The organism is Flavobacterium sp. Flavsp81, assembly GCF_059491325.1.
In genome coordinates this window covers 3,257,965-3,271,966 of sequence record NZ_CP168505.1, presented here as the reverse complement: position 1 = coordinate 3,271,966, position 14,002 = coordinate 3,257,965, and the positions used below count along the sequence as shown (strand labels likewise).

14 protein-coding genes are annotated in these 14,002 nt (G+C 34.3%); 3 read left to right on the top strand and 11 right to left on the bottom strand.

Features of this window, described 5'->3' with window-relative positions:
- Nucleotides 1-136: 136 nt before the first annotated feature.
- From ACEN92_RS13700 to ACEN92_RS13650, 11 genes are all read right to left on the bottom strand, one after another.
- Nucleotides 137-640, bottom strand: a complete 504-nt coding sequence (locus tag ACEN92_RS13700; RefSeq protein WP_495638915.1) for a hypothetical protein — start codon at nt 638-640, stop codon at nt 137-139.
- Between the two features lie 33 nt (nt 641-673).
- Nucleotides 674-1,183, bottom strand: a complete 510-nt coding sequence (locus tag ACEN92_RS13695; protein WP_495638914.1) for a hypothetical protein — start codon at nt 1,181-1,183, stop codon at nt 674-676.
- A gap of 189 nt (nt 1,184-1,372) precedes the next feature.
- Nucleotides 1,373-1,777 carry a barstar family protein gene (locus ACEN92_RS13690; protein ID WP_495638913.1) on the bottom strand — a complete coding sequence of 135 codons (405 nt, stop codon included), beginning with the start codon at nt 1,775-1,777 and terminating at the stop codon, nt 1,373-1,375.
- A gap of 166 nt (nt 1,778-1,943) precedes the next feature.
- Nucleotides 1,944-2,081 carry a hypothetical protein gene (locus ACEN92_RS13685; RefSeq protein WP_185963955.1) on the bottom strand — a complete coding sequence of 46 codons (138 nt, stop codon included), beginning with the start codon at nt 2,079-2,081 and terminating at the stop codon, nt 1,944-1,946.
- A gap of 224 nt (nt 2,082-2,305) precedes the next feature.
- Nucleotides 2,306-2,692 carry a hypothetical protein gene (locus ACEN92_RS13680; RefSeq protein WP_495638912.1) on the bottom strand — a complete coding sequence of 129 codons (387 nt, stop codon included), beginning with the start codon at nt 2,690-2,692 and terminating at the stop codon, nt 2,306-2,308.
- A gap of 197 nt (nt 2,693-2,889) precedes the next feature.
- The gene (locus ACEN92_RS13675) at nt 2,890-3,564 is read right to left on the bottom strand and encodes a hypothetical protein (protein ID WP_495638911.1); all 675 of its coding nucleotides are present in this window, start codon (nt 3,562-3,564) and stop codon (nt 2,890-2,892) included.
- A gap of 249 nt (nt 3,565-3,813) precedes the next feature.
- On the bottom strand, nt 3,814-4,344 hold the full coding sequence (locus tag ACEN92_RS13670; RefSeq protein ID WP_495638910.1) for a hypothetical protein: 531 nt from the start codon (nt 4,342-4,344) through the stop codon (nt 3,814-3,816).
- 584 nt (nt 4,345-4,928) lie between these two features.
- The gene (locus ACEN92_RS13665; RefSeq protein ID WP_495638909.1) at nt 4,929-5,456 is read right to left on the bottom strand and encodes a hypothetical protein; all 528 of its coding nucleotides are present in this window, start codon (nt 5,454-5,456) and stop codon (nt 4,929-4,931) included.
- A 204-nt stretch (nt 5,457-5,660) separates the two neighbouring features.
- On the bottom strand, nt 5,661-6,170 hold the full coding sequence (locus tag ACEN92_RS13660) for a hypothetical protein (protein WP_495638908.1): 510 nt from the start codon (nt 6,168-6,170) through the stop codon (nt 5,661-5,663).
- 245 nt (nt 6,171-6,415) lie between these two features.
- The gene (locus ACEN92_RS13655) at nt 6,416-7,300 is read right to left on the bottom strand and encodes a hypothetical protein (RefSeq protein ID WP_495638907.1); all 885 of its coding nucleotides are present in this window, start codon (nt 7,298-7,300) and stop codon (nt 6,416-6,418) included.
- Between the two features lie 327 nt (nt 7,301-7,627).
- The gene (locus ACEN92_RS13650; RefSeq protein WP_495638906.1) at nt 7,628-11,683 is read right to left on the bottom strand and encodes a T9SS type B sorting domain-containing protein; all 4,056 of its coding nucleotides are present in this window, start codon (nt 11,681-11,683) and stop codon (nt 7,628-7,630) included.
- 184 nt (nt 11,684-11,867) lie between these two features.
- Here ACEN92_RS13650 and ACEN92_RS13645 point away from each other — a divergent pair, with 184 nt between their 5' ends.
- The 3 genes from ACEN92_RS13645 (at nt 11,868) to ACEN92_RS13635 (ending at nt 13,964) form a co-directional block, all read left to right on the top strand.
- The gene (locus tag ACEN92_RS13645) at nt 11,868-12,800 is read left to right on the top strand and encodes a 1-phosphofructokinase family hexose kinase (protein WP_495638905.1); all 933 of its coding nucleotides are present in this window, start codon (nt 11,868-11,870) and stop codon (nt 12,798-12,800) included.
- A 135-nt stretch (nt 12,801-12,935) separates the two neighbouring features.
- Nucleotides 12,936-13,418, top strand: coding sequence for a DinB family protein (locus ACEN92_RS13640; protein ID WP_495638904.1), 483 nt, complete (start codon nt 12,936-12,938; stop codon nt 13,416-13,418).
- Between the two features lie 45 nt (nt 13,419-13,463).
- Nucleotides 13,464-13,964, top strand: coding sequence for a DinB family protein (locus tag ACEN92_RS13635; RefSeq protein ID WP_495638903.1), 501 nt, complete (start codon nt 13,464-13,466; stop codon nt 13,962-13,964).
- Nucleotides 13,965-14,002 lie beyond the last annotated feature (38 nt).

Genomic DNA, 14,002 nt, shown 5'->3' with positions numbered 1-14,002 from the left:
TTTTTTCTGCAAATAAACAGAATCTTTTGGAGTTCCATGCATTATTGAGATAATGCAAATCGTCCCAAATACAAAACCAACTTCCCATTAAGCCAATTGCCCAAATTCGTTGCAGTAGCTGTTACCAGCAGGATTTTTATTTTTCTTTGAGTTGTTTTATTGCTTTCAAAACTAGTTCTCTATTTTTTTTCGACGTTATCCATTTCGGCAATCTACTTCCTAAGCTTTTATTTTCTATGCTTTCAATATTTCGTTCTCTTAATTTCGCTTCTACGTGTCTTTCTAAAAAATCAAGATGTTCATAGCTGTATGCCCATAAAATATTTTCGCCACATTTATTAGTTAGCCAAAGAGGTTGATGAAAATATGGATCAATTGCTCCCCCAATTACAAAATATCTTGAAATTATATTTTCACTATTTGGACTAAATTGAATGCCTGTTGGCATTTCTTTAAGTCGCTTATTGTAGCCACATTTTGGACAAATTAATTTAATATTGTTTTCGTCAATATTATTAAAAAGTAATTCATCAGTTTTTACGACTGCTTTTTCTCCACAGCTGGGACAAACAACATAAATATCTTTTATGAAATCATATATCTGTTTTTGATAGGTATCTTTTGTACGATTATTTGTCATAATATTGCTGGTAACGGCTGTTGGCAGTAGTTTTTATTTTTGATTATACATAGCCTTTGCTTTTCTGTAGTTAAAATATCGGTTTTCATTTGCAAGCCATCGTCTGTCGGCACCGATTAACTCGTAATAATCTTCTATATTGTTTTTACTATCTTCATCCCACATTTTGTAAATAGAGTGTTTTTTTATTTCTCCATTAATAATTGCAATGCAAAGATTTTCTTCAGGAATTTCTGCCCATTCACTATAATATTCTAAAATAAAATTATTCAATTTATAAGTTTCAATTAATTTTATTAAGGTTTCAAGGGAATGATATTCTTCTTCCTCATCTTCATCTTTATTGAGATATTTATCTGTAGTTTTTAGAAAAGAGCAATACTCATTTATCGAGATAAAATCTCCAATGTTATCAATGAAAAAACTAACAACACCACCCAAATTTATTGGAATTACAGTAAAATTATCTTCTACAAAATGAACAATGCTATTTTCTATTAGTATATTTTTTTCAGTTATAATTGCGCAAATTTCTTGTCCCATTGTTCCTTGTCTATTTATTATTGTTGATAAAATTACTGCTAACGTTCTGGCACTACAGCGGGTTTGGGACTAAATTAATCCCATTCTTCGGATTTGCCAAATCATCCCAAATACAAAACCAACTCTCCATTAAGCCAATTGCCCAAATCTGTTGTAGAAGCTGTTAGCGTTTCGGGCATTTCGGTTAATCTAATTTTCGAATTTGAATTCAATATGTTCATGCTCCTTGATAATTTCAACAATAATTGTAAAAAGCGTTTTTCCATTTTTATGAAAAAGTTCTTTCAGCTTTCCTCTCCAATGTTGAACATTTGATGTATTATATTTATTAATGCAAATTTTTATTTTGTAGAACCTTTTGGTTGCTTTTATTCCTAAATCATTTTTACTTTTAGATATATTTTTCCATATTAAAATAATAGGTTCTTTATATTCAGCAACTCCAAATCTGCCTCTGAGTATATCGTTGAAAGCATCCAAATTGTGACCCGTTTTCCAGTCTAAATCTTTTGTCAAAACACGGTCAATTTCTTCATAGAATGTTTTCAGAGTTGAAAAATTATTTCCGTCAATTATGATTGTTTTTTTGTCCATTGTTTATCGTTTCCCTGCCTGATCGCCAACGTTCTCGCGCTACACGCAGTTTGGGATTAAATTTAAGCCCATTATTCGGATTTGACAAATCTTCCAAATACAAACCAATTTTTCCATTAAGCCTAATACCCAAATTGCTTGTAGCGTGTGTTAGCAGGCATTTTTTCTACTTCTTTTTCAAGTAAATTTCTATAACCCCATTTTTTCCTTTTTCGCCGTATTTTTTGGTTGCGCTTATATCTTTTAAGACATTTATAGATTCTACGTCATCAGGTTTTATTTCGGCAATAATTTCTTCGGTCACTTCTTTACCTTCGACAATGTATAAAGGTTTGTTTTCTTGAGGATTTTGTTCAGTTGAATAACAATCAGAAACAATATCAATTCCTTCTATTTGTTGTTCGGAATAATATTTATCATCTATTGGATAACGAGGTTCTTTTTTCTTATTTAATTTTACATAAAAATAAATTCCTTTGTTTCTATTTATTCCTAAATAATCAGAACAACCACGAGAAGTCCAAATGTCTAAACTATCATATTTTGCGATAAGTTCCCCGCTTTAATGTTCTTTAAGTCAATATATTTTCCATCAGGTAAATATCCCTTGAAGTCTTTTGTTAAATGAATTTTTGCAATTGAATTTAAATCTTTACTATATTTCTGGAAGATTACACCTGGATATAATTTTGAAGTATATCCAATTCTATTTTCAAACCTTCCATCTTGTACAAAACCATCCGAACACAAATCCATTTCTTCCAAATTGATTTGTTTTAATTCAACATCATTTTGCTTTAAATTGTTTAAAGTTAGTTCGCACAATTTTATTTCGGAAAGTTTAATGTCAGTTTTATGTTGGGAAATACATTTTACACTAAACAATAAAGCTAGAATTAGAAGTCTTTTTTTCATTCGATATTTAGTTGGTTTTTAGTTTTTGCTGTAAAATGACTGCTAACGTTCTGGCGCTTGGCGATGTGGCGGATAAATAAAGCCTTGACTTTCGGTTAATGACTAATTTTCCAAGTACAAGACCATCTTTAAATTAAGCCTAATCCCGCCATATTGCCAAACGGCGGTTGTGCGTTCGTTTTTTTACACACAACTTTTTAATTGGAATTTAAGTCGTGATTATTTTTTGAGCCAATAAAAATTTGCATTTTAACACCATCTTTTTCAACCTGTTCCTGCAAGTTTATTTCACTTAAATGGAATGTTTTAATCATTTTTTTTGCGTCCTCGTAATCATTAGTTTTGGTCAAGATATATACACCAACCCCAGTATAAGTTGAAAAGCCAATACCAGAATTTACATTCCATCCTGCAGTTTCAAATATATATTTAATCTGATTCGCATATACAGCTGCTTCGCCATCTCCAAGTGAACTTGAAATAGTAATGTCCTTATCAGAGAATACTTTTAGTTCAGATATTAGTTTTTTAGTTTTTTCTATCGAGATGGACCTAGGTTTTATTTTGTTTTTTAAAATAATTAATTCCTTTTCCGCGTTAGCTGCTCTTTCTTTTTGTTCCTCTATTTTTAATTCAAGTTTTTTAGCCTTTTCATTGGTCTTTGCAGCACTAGACAAAGCAATAGCTGCTTCTTCCTTGGCTTTTTCTGCAAAAGCATTTGATTCAGCAACTTTAGTTTTCAAGCGTTCTTCTTCAATTTTTTTGATGTAATCTATTTTTGAACTATAAACTAGACTTAAAATTACCGCTGTAGCAGCAAGTAATCCAAATATTGCGATTCCGATATCTAAATATGATTTTATTTGTTCCATTTTTTTTAAGGTCATTAGCTAACGGGATTGGTTTTTTGTAATAAAATATTTTTTCAATTAATTTTCAATTGATTTAAAAAACTATTTCCTTAATTATCTTGATTCTGTTCAGATAAAATGACGCACAACGTTCTGGCGCTTGGAGAGGTTGGGGAATAAAAATGCAAGATTTTTCGGTTAAACACTAATTTTTCAAATACAAGACCAACTTTAAATACAGCCTAAAACCCCAATCTTGCCAAACGGCTGTTAGCGGTGGTTTACTTTTTTTGTTAACTGAACATATTTCGCTTCACATTCACCGATTACTTGATAGTAGTAGTTTTTTGAATTCCTTGTATTTGTTGTCATCCCTGTATTCTGTAATTTTAGTCTGTCTTTAAAAATTAGAAAAGGAATACCAATTGGGTTATCTTTTTCATTTTCATCCTCGATATTTTCCTCGTTACCACTTTCCTTTTTGATTTGACCTAAATGTTTATCCCATCGAATCCCTTCAAGAACTATATCACTGCCGTCATTTATAAAATAAATTTTGCCTTTCAGATTTCTTTTGGAAGTTTCTAAATTATAATAGTATTTTCCATTACGGTTTGATATTTTTAAAGTAATTGGACAATACGATGTAGAATCAAATTCCGTTTTATATATTCCAGATATAGTATCTACGAATTTTATTTTCTTTTGCTTTTCTATCAATTTATCTTTAGTAAGAAGATTATCTTTTTTATTACACGAAATAATAAATGCTAACAGAACGATAAAAAGTTGTCTTTTCATGAGGTTTGTTTTTAAATCACCGCTAACGTTCCTGCGCCTCTAGCTGTTTGCAGCTTATGGAACAGAGTATTTTCGGCTAAACGAAAATAGGAATTAAAAACGATAATTCCACTAAAGTTGCAAATAGCTAGAGACGTATGTTATGGTGTGTAGCGACACGTATGTTGAGCACGAATGATTTGACATTCCAATTATCGATTCCAATTTCGGCAAGCTTTTCCGCCTTCCGATTGTCCGCTTCAAGTTATTTCCGCTTTTGAACTTCAGTTAATGTTCAAAAAAATTCCGCTTTCGGCTTTCCGAAAAGCGGTTCGCGTTTGCTTGTCCGTCAAAAATTAAGCTTCAAATTTCGGTTCAGATTTCGGTCGGCTTGATTTCTGTTTCATTTTGTTTTCAGAACTAAAACGCTAGATTAAAATCAGCTGATTCTCGTCGGCGGAGCTATACACCATAACGTTCCCGCGCTACAAGCAGTTTGGGGTTAAATTAAGCCTTATCTTCGGATTTGCCAAATCTTCCAAATACAAAACCAATTTCAAATTATGCCTAATGCCCAAATTGCTTGTAGCGTGTGTTAGCGGTAGTTAAATGTTTTCAAGTTCTTTACTATTTTCTTCAATTACTTCCAACAAAACTTTCTGTACAGTTTCCTTTTGATATGGCAATAAGTTTTTCAACCATTCTTGTCCTACGTTTGGAGGTAGTCCTCCATAAGGCTCCACTTTGTCAGCTAAAATTCTCCTGTCTAAAAATTGTCCAACTGTAAACCAGTCAATGTCATCACCTAAAGAGTATATTATTGATAACAATCCTCTTCGTATCAGAGTCTCCGTCAAGTTTGGTCGAAAATGACATAAAACCGAAATTGTCACCCATTCAAGTTCTGCCGCTGCAAATGTATTCGTCTGAATGTTGTCTGAAAACTTATAATAGGCACTCAATATTTCTGCATCTGTCAATGTGATATCTTTGTCGAACAGTCTTTTAAAAATGCTTTCAAGATAATTAAAACGTTTGTCTGCAATAATGCTTTCAAATCGAATTCTGTTTTTGTCCAACAGTTTTTCAGCTTGCTTGTCTTTAGAAAATATATCTTTAAATATCTTTAGCATTCTTATGTTCGATTAATTACCGCTAACGTTCTCGCGCTACAAGTAGTTTGGGATTAAATTAAGCTCATTCTTCGGATTTGCAAATCATCCCAAATACAAAACCAATTTCAAATTAAGCCAAATACCCAAATTGCTTGTAGCGTGTGTTAGCCGTTGTTTTTATTTTCAAGTTCTGTTTTCAAGTTCTGTTTTCAAGTTCTGTTTTCAAGTTCTGTTTTCAAGTTCTGTTTTGCGTTTCTGTTTTGCGTTTCTGTTTTCTTTTAGACTTTTCAAAGTAATGATTGGCTTAAATAATACTTTTTCACAAGCGTAACAATTTTCAATTCTGTATTGTTCAAAATCACCAAACTTTGTTTTATAGAATTCATATCCACTTTTTTCGATTTCGAATTCCACATAGCAGTAGCCAATTGGCAAGTCTAATGGAGTGTGAAACCAATCTATTCTTGATTTTTCATAAAACTTGAAGTTTCCATTTTTGTCAGTTTTGACACTTTCAGTTCTTAAATCTCTTGATTCATTTGAGCCAATTTTCTCATTTATGTAATACTCTTTTTCAATTCTGTAAACTGTTGCATTGATAACAGGCTTATTATTTTCGTTAATTACCTTTCCTTCAACATTTGCCTCATAGATTACTTTCTGAGGATGAATGAAAATTCCAATTATTAAAATTATAAGGATTAAAAAGAAAATTTTGGTTGATTTTTTCATTTTTCTTGTCGTTCAGGTAAAATAACGGTTAACGTCTTGGCGCTACACGAGGTTTGGGATTAAGAATGCGTAATCTTTCGGATTTGCCAAATCTTCCAAGTACAAAACCATCTTTAAATTAAGCCTAATGCCCAAATCTTGTGTAACGGCTGTTGTGCGATCGGTGTTTCTTATGTTGCATATATATCAATTCCAAATAGATTTAGCTGTTATTTATATTTTGCAATAAGTAATAATGTTTAGACTTAATCAACGATTTCAATTAACTTAAAGAATTCTTTATTTTGTAAATTGTTTGCACCATAGTCGGATTCACAAATTTGATAACCTTCAGTTGTTTTAATAATTGGACATTCTCCTACATTTGTTAATTCGAGTTTAGTATTTATCACTTCGGGTTTAATTGCAATATTAAAATACTTACCCTCGGCTCTAACACTAGGATACAAAATCCCATCAAATCGATTATCATTCGCAACAAACTCTGAAAAAATAGCTGAAATCATATAATCACTTTCACTTAATATTTTATCTTTTGAAAATTCATTTGCCAAATAAGTTCCATATTTTAAACTTTTATCTCGTAAATTTTTGTCAATATTTAGATTGAAAATAGAATCATATGCCACTTTTAATTCATTTAAAAGCATATTAGATTCTTTATACTTTTCATTTTGAATAATAGCAAGCACGTTTAATTGTTCATTTTTTTTAACTTGCCATCTTCCAAATGATACTTTTGGAGTTTCTTCTTGGTTTAAACCTTTGTGAAATATTTCACAACAAACAGAAAGCCGTATATCTAAATATTCTTCTGGTTGTATATTATTTATATCTTTAGTATTTGGCACTACACCGTAAAACATTGTGTTATCGGGTGTACTCGCTCTTTGATAAGTTTTATTACAGCATTGCGGTTTAAAAGAATAGTCTGATTTTTTTTCAAATCTTTCCGATGGTTTATTTGGTCTGCCACGCATTACGGGTGTTCCTTCTTTAAAATGCACTACAATATCGCAATTTGAACCAACACTTCTCATTAATCTTTGAATTTCTGCTTTGGGAAATTTTGACTTGTTCAACTCTTTTAATTGATTAATAATATCATCTATTTCTCTTAATTCATTCATTTATTTATCTGATGTAAATGCTTTACGTTCTGTTTTTTACACTGTCGCACAACTTGTATATATGCGATACAAACATTCGCCAATCTACCCAAATTGGGATGTATATACGAATGTTTGTATCGCATTATTTTTTTTCAAATATAGATAATAATAGTCACAAACTTACAAAAACGAATATGGCCTTTTATCCTAAAGTTCTTGAGCCCGCGTGAAGGATGGAAGCAGGTTACCGAAGTAACGCGGACAGCCTGACAGCATCCCCATAAGCGGGCGAATAACCGTAATGTAAGTTTGCCCGCTTATTGGGATGGTGGCACGCCCAAATGATTATCGTTTCATGCTAAAATGTGCTTTGAAAACCTGGGCTGTTCCGTTTTGGGTATAAAAAACCTGAAACCAATAATCGGTAGAGGGAAGCGGGTCGCCATTGTAATTACCATCCCAACCCGGACCGGCAGGACTTATTTTCTTTAGGACTTTACCATAGCGGTCGAAAATATTGATGACGGCATCGGGCTGAAAAGCAAGATCGGGAATGTTCCAGGTGTCGTTGTATCCATCGTTGTTTGGAGTGAAGAATTTGGGATATTTGAGGACATTGATAATTAAAATCTGATCGTCGCAATTGGCTTTCGTATCTCTTATCGTAATAGCGTGTTCCCCTGAATCAACATCCTGAAATATATTACTGGTTTGGAAATCGCCATCATCCAGTTGATATTCATAAATTCCGAAGCCATTAATCAGGGTTACGATAATGTCAATAGTCTCTGCAAAGGTATCAGATACTGCTACGGCTGCAACAGCCGGACTGGATTTTTCGACCGTAACTGTAGTTGGATTGTAACCGCAGTCGTTACCAACATCGGGTATGTTTTTGACGGGTACAACCGTATAAATTCCTTCCCGGGTTGCCGTATAAGTGGTTCCGGTGCTTATTTTGCTGCCGTTAAAATACCATTCAACGGTATAATCGGGCGAATTAATTCCTGAATTCAATTGTGTTGAGCGGAGTGTGGTTCCTGTCTGAAAATCGACACAGATTATTCCGTTTTGTACAGAGAAATTTTTCAGCGGATAAATGGTAATATTAAAATCATCCTGGGTAAAACAACTGGAATTTGTTGCCGCCGCTGCGTAGATATACATTATTTGGCTGGCATTTATTTTTTCTCCAGCCGAATAGCGTGTTCCGGTTGCATTTGGTCCGCTATAATAATTCCCAATAGATAGCGGAGGCAAAGTGTAGCTTCCGCAAATGGCAATATCCGGGGTGCTGGCCAATACCGGAGTTGCAGAAATAGTAACTAAAAAGTTTTTTTCGCTAGTGCAGGTCAATCGGTTGCCGGTAATGGCGTAAACATAAATTCTCTGTGAAGCTGTTAAAACAGTTCCAGTCGGAATCACTGGACCTTTTCCTCCGGATTGTGCATAATAATTGCCTAATTGTAATTGTGGCAGGGTATAGCTGTCGCAAACATTTATATCGGCAAAGGTTCCAACATCTATTCCGTTATAATTAACCTTAAAAAAAGTTTCATTACTGCAGCTTGTAAAATCTGCCCATTCATTATAAATGTAAATAGTCTGGGTTGTGTTTATGAGCGTTCCTTCGGCAATTTGGGTTCCTGAACCATGAGAGCCTCCTGTTGCGGTATAATACTTTCCGTTTTTCAATTTAGGAAGTTTAAAATCTATACAGGTGACCACATCCGTAAAACTGTCAACCTGAGGGAGTTTCCTGATTTCGACAACAAAACTATGCTCATTTGTACATTCTGTTCCCACGGAATAAACATAAATTGTCTGCGTTGAGGTAATAATATCTCCCGCTTTTAATGGTGACCCTCCGCCGTTGGTTTTGGTAAAATATTTACCATTTACCAAAGGAGGCAATACATAACGCTCACATTCTAATCTATTGGCCGGTGTATCTACCAATGGTAATGGTTTTATGGTTATCTGGTATTTTAAGTTATCGGTACAATTAGGAGAAGTTGTGGTAGCAGCATAATAATACACAGTCTGTGAAGTGGTAATATTAGTTCCGGCCGGAATGTTCTGTCCCTGCCCACCCGGACTATCAAAATAACTGCCTACAGCAACCGGCGGTAAAATATAGTTTCCGCATCGTGTAATTGGAGTAAAAATCGAAGAATTGACAATATCGATTTTAAAGGAAAATTCATTGGTACATCTTCCATCATTTGCAAAAACAAATACTGTCTGGCCTGAAGTTATTTTGTCTCCTGCATTCAGAGCCTTGCCCAGGCCTCCGGATGAGGTAAAATAGTTTCCGTTTGCTAAAGAAGGCAACGTATACGAATCGCAAGTCACCACATTACCGGGTTTATCTATCAGCGGCAAAGGATAAACAATAAAAGGTACAGGCTCGTCACGACAAACTAATCCATTAATTATAGCATAATAATAAATAGTCTGGCTGGTTGTTAAGGATGTTCCTCCCGGGATAGGGTTTCCTTGCCCTCCTGCCTGAGTAAAAAATCCACCTGTAATTACGCGGGGAACTATATAGGCACCACAGGCTTCTTTTTTAAAACTGATTTCATAAACTAAAACTACATTAAAATTGCTCTCATTGGTACAATTGTTTGCGTTTGGACCGCTGTAAATATAGTAGACTCCTGATTTGGTAATAACATCTCCTGCATTCAGTTTAGTTCCTGTTCCGTTTGGGCCTGTGTAATAATCACCGGCTGTAAGCGGCAGTAATGTATAGTTGTTGCAGGCGACTACATCCGGAATATCATCTACTGCCGGGAGTGAATTAATTTTTACATTGAAATTAACGGTTGCGTAGCAAATCGAGTTCAGAATATTTTCGACCCGTACCCAGATTGTCTGCGGTGATTGGGACAAAGAGGTAATGAATGCTTTTGGATTTGGAATGTTATTACTGGCATTATTTGCATCTGTTTGGCTGTTGTAATACCTGATTCTGTATTCGGAAGGATTTAATCCGTTTAGAATAGTGGTTTCCTGAACAGTTAAATCAACTGTTACTTTTTTAGAAATGTTATCACAAACACTCAGGTCGGGAGGCTTTACAACATTAATAGGGTCAGTTACCAATAAATCAAATGAGATTAAATTATTACAAAAAATGGTTTTATCATAAACAGGCACTACTTTGATGTATATGGTTTGATTGCCGGAACTGGTATAAGACTTCAATTGATTTTCGGGTATTATCGGTCCGTTTGCATTGGCTGCGGCTGAAGAATCAAAATAATAAAGAGCGTATTTTGCCGGATCGATCCCCAAAGCAATTAGATTATTCTGAGTTAAATCATATTGATAAATACCGTTTGGGCTATAGCAGGAAGTTATATTTTTAGGAGGTTTAATGACTAAATTTTTAATGATTACTTCGTCTTTTATAACACAGCCGGAAAGTGTAGCCGTAACACCATAAGTTCCGGCTTTATCAAGTGTTAAAATACTGTTTGTTTCTCCGGGAATTACTGCTCCGTTCAGCGTCCACTCATAAGTGTAATTCCCCACAAGTCCAGATTGCAGTGTGATACTTTCTCCCTCGCAAATGATTCTGTCCGGACCTAAATCCATGGTGGTCATAAAACTGCCTCCTTTTATGAAAACTGCCGAATCATAACTACTGTCATTGTAATCGCCAATGGCCAGCTTTATACTGTAGGCCCTGTTTGGAATAACCGTTGATGATGCCGTTAAAACTTTGGTTTCACCCCTCATATTCATCGCCGACGATCCTGGATTGGTTACGTTATAACGGTCAAATAAATTGGCATTGGCGGATAAGCAGGAAGAATTGTACTGTTGATCCCGAATATTTTTAACCGAAACCGGTGTTGTTGTTCCCGGAACGACAGCAAGATTTTTGGAGACTCCTGTTGTTAAATCGGTCAGGATAAATGCAAAAACATCGCTGAAACCACATTGAAATTCCCCATATTCATTGGAAGCAAAAAGAAAATCAAAACTAAAATTACTCGATAAAGGAGTGAAATCAAACTGAATATAACTTACATCTGTGATGGGAACAATTTGTCCATTCTCATTACTTATAGTTTGCAAATCGCTGTCAGTGGAAGTATTTAACTGACTGCTTTCATTGAGGCCGGTATAGGTGCCTTCGGTATATTTGGCCATTCCATTCCGAATAATAATTCCGTGTGAAATGGGGAAATTAGGGTTGGTATTTGTGAATTTTCCAATACCCAGGCGTGATGAAAATTTGAAGTTGCTTTCATTGGCACAGGCATTTTGCATTAACTCTTCACGAACGAGTTCAGGTATGCTCAAAGTTGTAGTGTCAACAATGATTCCCTGTGATGAAGATATAGCCGAATAAAATAATAAAAGTAGAAACAGAGTCGCTTTCATAATTCGGATTTTATTAGTTTGGATACTTAAAGGTACGAATGATTTTATTTTAAAATCATGATTATCAGTATTTTATTATTTAAATTATTATTTACAGAAAAGCAATTGGCAATTTTAATTTTATTAAATTGCATAAACAGTTTTATTATTGTCTTAATTCAAACCATTTTCTCACATTACAAAAATGAAATCATTTGATATAGTTACCTTAACGGTGAACCCTTCAGTAGACAAAAGCACACATTTTTCAGGTTTAATTGCCGAGCAGAAGATAAGATGCAAAGAACCTTTGTTTGATGCAGGCGGCGGAGGAATTAACGTTTCTAAAGCTATTGCACGTCTGCACGGAAGTTCATTAGCCGTTTTTGCTTCGGGCGGACCAATTGGCGAAATGCTGAAAGACTTAGTAAAAAAAGAAAAGATAGATTTTGAAGTAATTGAAACCCATACTCCAACAAGAGAAAATTTTATTGCAGTAGATGATAATACAAATTCGCAATATCGCTTTGGTTTTTCGGGAGAAACTTTGTCTGATTTAGAAAGTCAGAAAGTGCTGGAAATATTATCGAATTTAAAACCAAAATTTTTAGTGGCAAGCGGAAGTTTAAACGAAGGTTTAGCTTCTGATTTTTATCAAAAAGTTGCAGAAATTGCCAAAGCATCAAATTCAAAATTAATTGTAGATACTTCCGGTGAAGCCTTAAAGAAGGTTTTAGAAACCGGAGCTTATCTGATTAAACCCAATGTTGGTGAATTGGCAAAATTAGTTGGTGTAGAACGCTTAGAAATAGATGAGGTAAATGAAGCAGCGAAAAAAATCATTGCTGATGGAGGAGCTGAAATAGTTGTGGTTTCCCTTGGCCCGCAAGGAGCAGTTTTGGTTACAAAAGACGAGTACGAATTTGTACCGGCACCCAACGTTGCCAAAAAAAGTACCGTCGGAGCCGGTGATAGCATGGTTGGCGGAATGGTTTGGGCATTGTCACAAGACAAAAGTTTAAAAGAAGTTATTCGTTGGGGTGTTGCCTGCGGATCTGCTGCAACAATGAATGAAGGCACGCAATTATTTAAATTTGAAGATGCCAATCGTTTGTTTGAATGGCTGAAAAATGTGTAAAGACGCACAGCAGTGCGTCTCTACGGTAAGGAATAAATAATAAAAAGATTAATAAAAATATTTTTTCCTGCTGACAAACTGTTGTCACCAGCCCTCTCTAATTTTGAAGTATTAAAAAATTAAAACTTTAAAATTATGAAAACATTAGCAGCACAAGTAATTACACCAGAAGATTTATTGAAACATTGGCAAGGTCATCGTGCTCTGACACGTCGTGTGATTGAGCTTTTTCCTGAGAAAGATTTTTTTGAATTCTCAATAGGAGGAATGCGACCTTTTTCGAAATTAGCAGACGAACTTTTAGCTATTGCAGCACCAGGTTTAAAAGCAATTGTAAACAAAGATAGCCAGCCGTATACTGAGAGTAAAGAAAAGCTGATTTTTAAAGCGCAGTACCTTGAAAAATGGGATGAAGCAACTGCAGAAATTAATGAGTATTGGCAGCAATTGTCGATTGAAGATTTTAATGAAACATTTAATCTTTTTGGTCAATATGAATTTCCGATTGTTCAAAATATCCTGTATTTTATTGATAATGAAGTTCATCACCGTGGCCAAGGTTATGTGTATTTAAGAGCTTTAAATATCGAGCCGCCATTTTTCTGGGAAAGACAATAGCAAAAAACGGCAGCAATCTTTTAAATAATTCAAAAATTAAATAATATGAGCTTAAAAAAAATAATGACTAATTATGCCAATTATAATTTATGGGTTAACCGGCAATTTGCAAATTGGCTTTCTGAAAAATCAGATGATTTACTTCATAAGGAAGTTCTGTCAAGTTATTCAAGTATTGCCAAAACGCTGAATCATATTTGGGAAACAGAAGAATATTGGTATTCGGTAATTTCAGAAACCGGAGTATTTGAAAAGAAAGAAAATGTTGATTTAAATAAAAATGAAATATTTAAAAGATTGCTGCAAAGCTCTGCAAAATTAGCGGAGTATATAAATTCATTGTCTGATGAACAATTAACTAAAGAAATTAAAATCGATAATCCCTGGTTTCAGTGTGAACTTCCTCTAAGCGAATATTTGCTGCAGGTTATAAATCACGGGACTTACCACAGAGGACAAATTGTTACCATTGGCCGAAATATTGGTATTACCGATGCGTCAAATACGGATTACAACTTTTATAATGTTGTAAAAGGGCAACAATAATTATTTTTCAAAAAACGAATCCAACTCCTAAAATGATT

Coding starts and splice junctions, on each gene's coding strand:
- ACEN92_RS13655 (WP_495638907.1), bottom strand. CDS start 7,300: ATGAATGAATTAAGAGAAATAGATGATATTATTAATCAATTAAAAGAG.
- ACEN92_RS13670 (WP_495638910.1), bottom strand. CDS start 4,344: ATGAAAAGACAACTTTTTATCGTTCTGTTAGCATTTATTATTTCGTGT.
- ACEN92_RS13695 (WP_495638914.1), bottom strand. CDS start 1,183: ATGGGACAAGAAATTTGCGCAATTATAACTGAAAAAAATATACTAATA.
- ACEN92_RS13640 (WP_495638904.1), top strand. CDS start 12,936: ATGAAAACATTAGCAGCACAAGTAATTACACCAGAAGATTTATTGAAA.
- ACEN92_RS13680 (WP_495638912.1), bottom strand. CDS start 2,692: ATGAAAAAAAGACTTCTAATTCTAGCTTTATTGTTTAGTGTAAAATGT.
- ACEN92_RS13660 (WP_495638908.1), bottom strand. CDS start 6,170: ATGAAAAAATCAACCAAAATTTTCTTTTTAATCCTTATAATTTTAATA.
- ACEN92_RS13665 (WP_495638909.1), bottom strand. CDS start 5,456: ATGCTAAAGATATTTAAAGATATATTTTCTAAAGACAAGCAAGCTGAA.
- ACEN92_RS13650 (WP_495638906.1), bottom strand. CDS start 11,683: ATGAAAGCGACTCTGTTTCTACTTTTATTATTTTATTCGGCTATATCT.
- ACEN92_RS13645 (WP_495638905.1), top strand. CDS start 11,868: ATGAAATCATTTGATATAGTTACCTTAACGGTGAACCCTTCAGTAGAC.
- ACEN92_RS13675 (WP_495638911.1), bottom strand. CDS start 3,564: ATGGAACAAATAAAATCATATTTAGATATCGGAATCGCAATATTTGGA.
- ACEN92_RS13635 (WP_495638903.1), top strand. CDS start 13,464: ATGAGCTTAAAAAAAATAATGACTAATTATGCCAATTATAATTTATGG.
- ACEN92_RS13690 (WP_495638913.1), bottom strand. CDS start 1,777: ATGGACAAAAAAACAATCATAATTGACGGAAATAATTTTTCAACTCTG.
- ACEN92_RS13700 (WP_495638915.1), bottom strand. CDS start 640: ATGACAAATAATCGTACAAAAGATACCTATCAAAAACAGATATATGAT.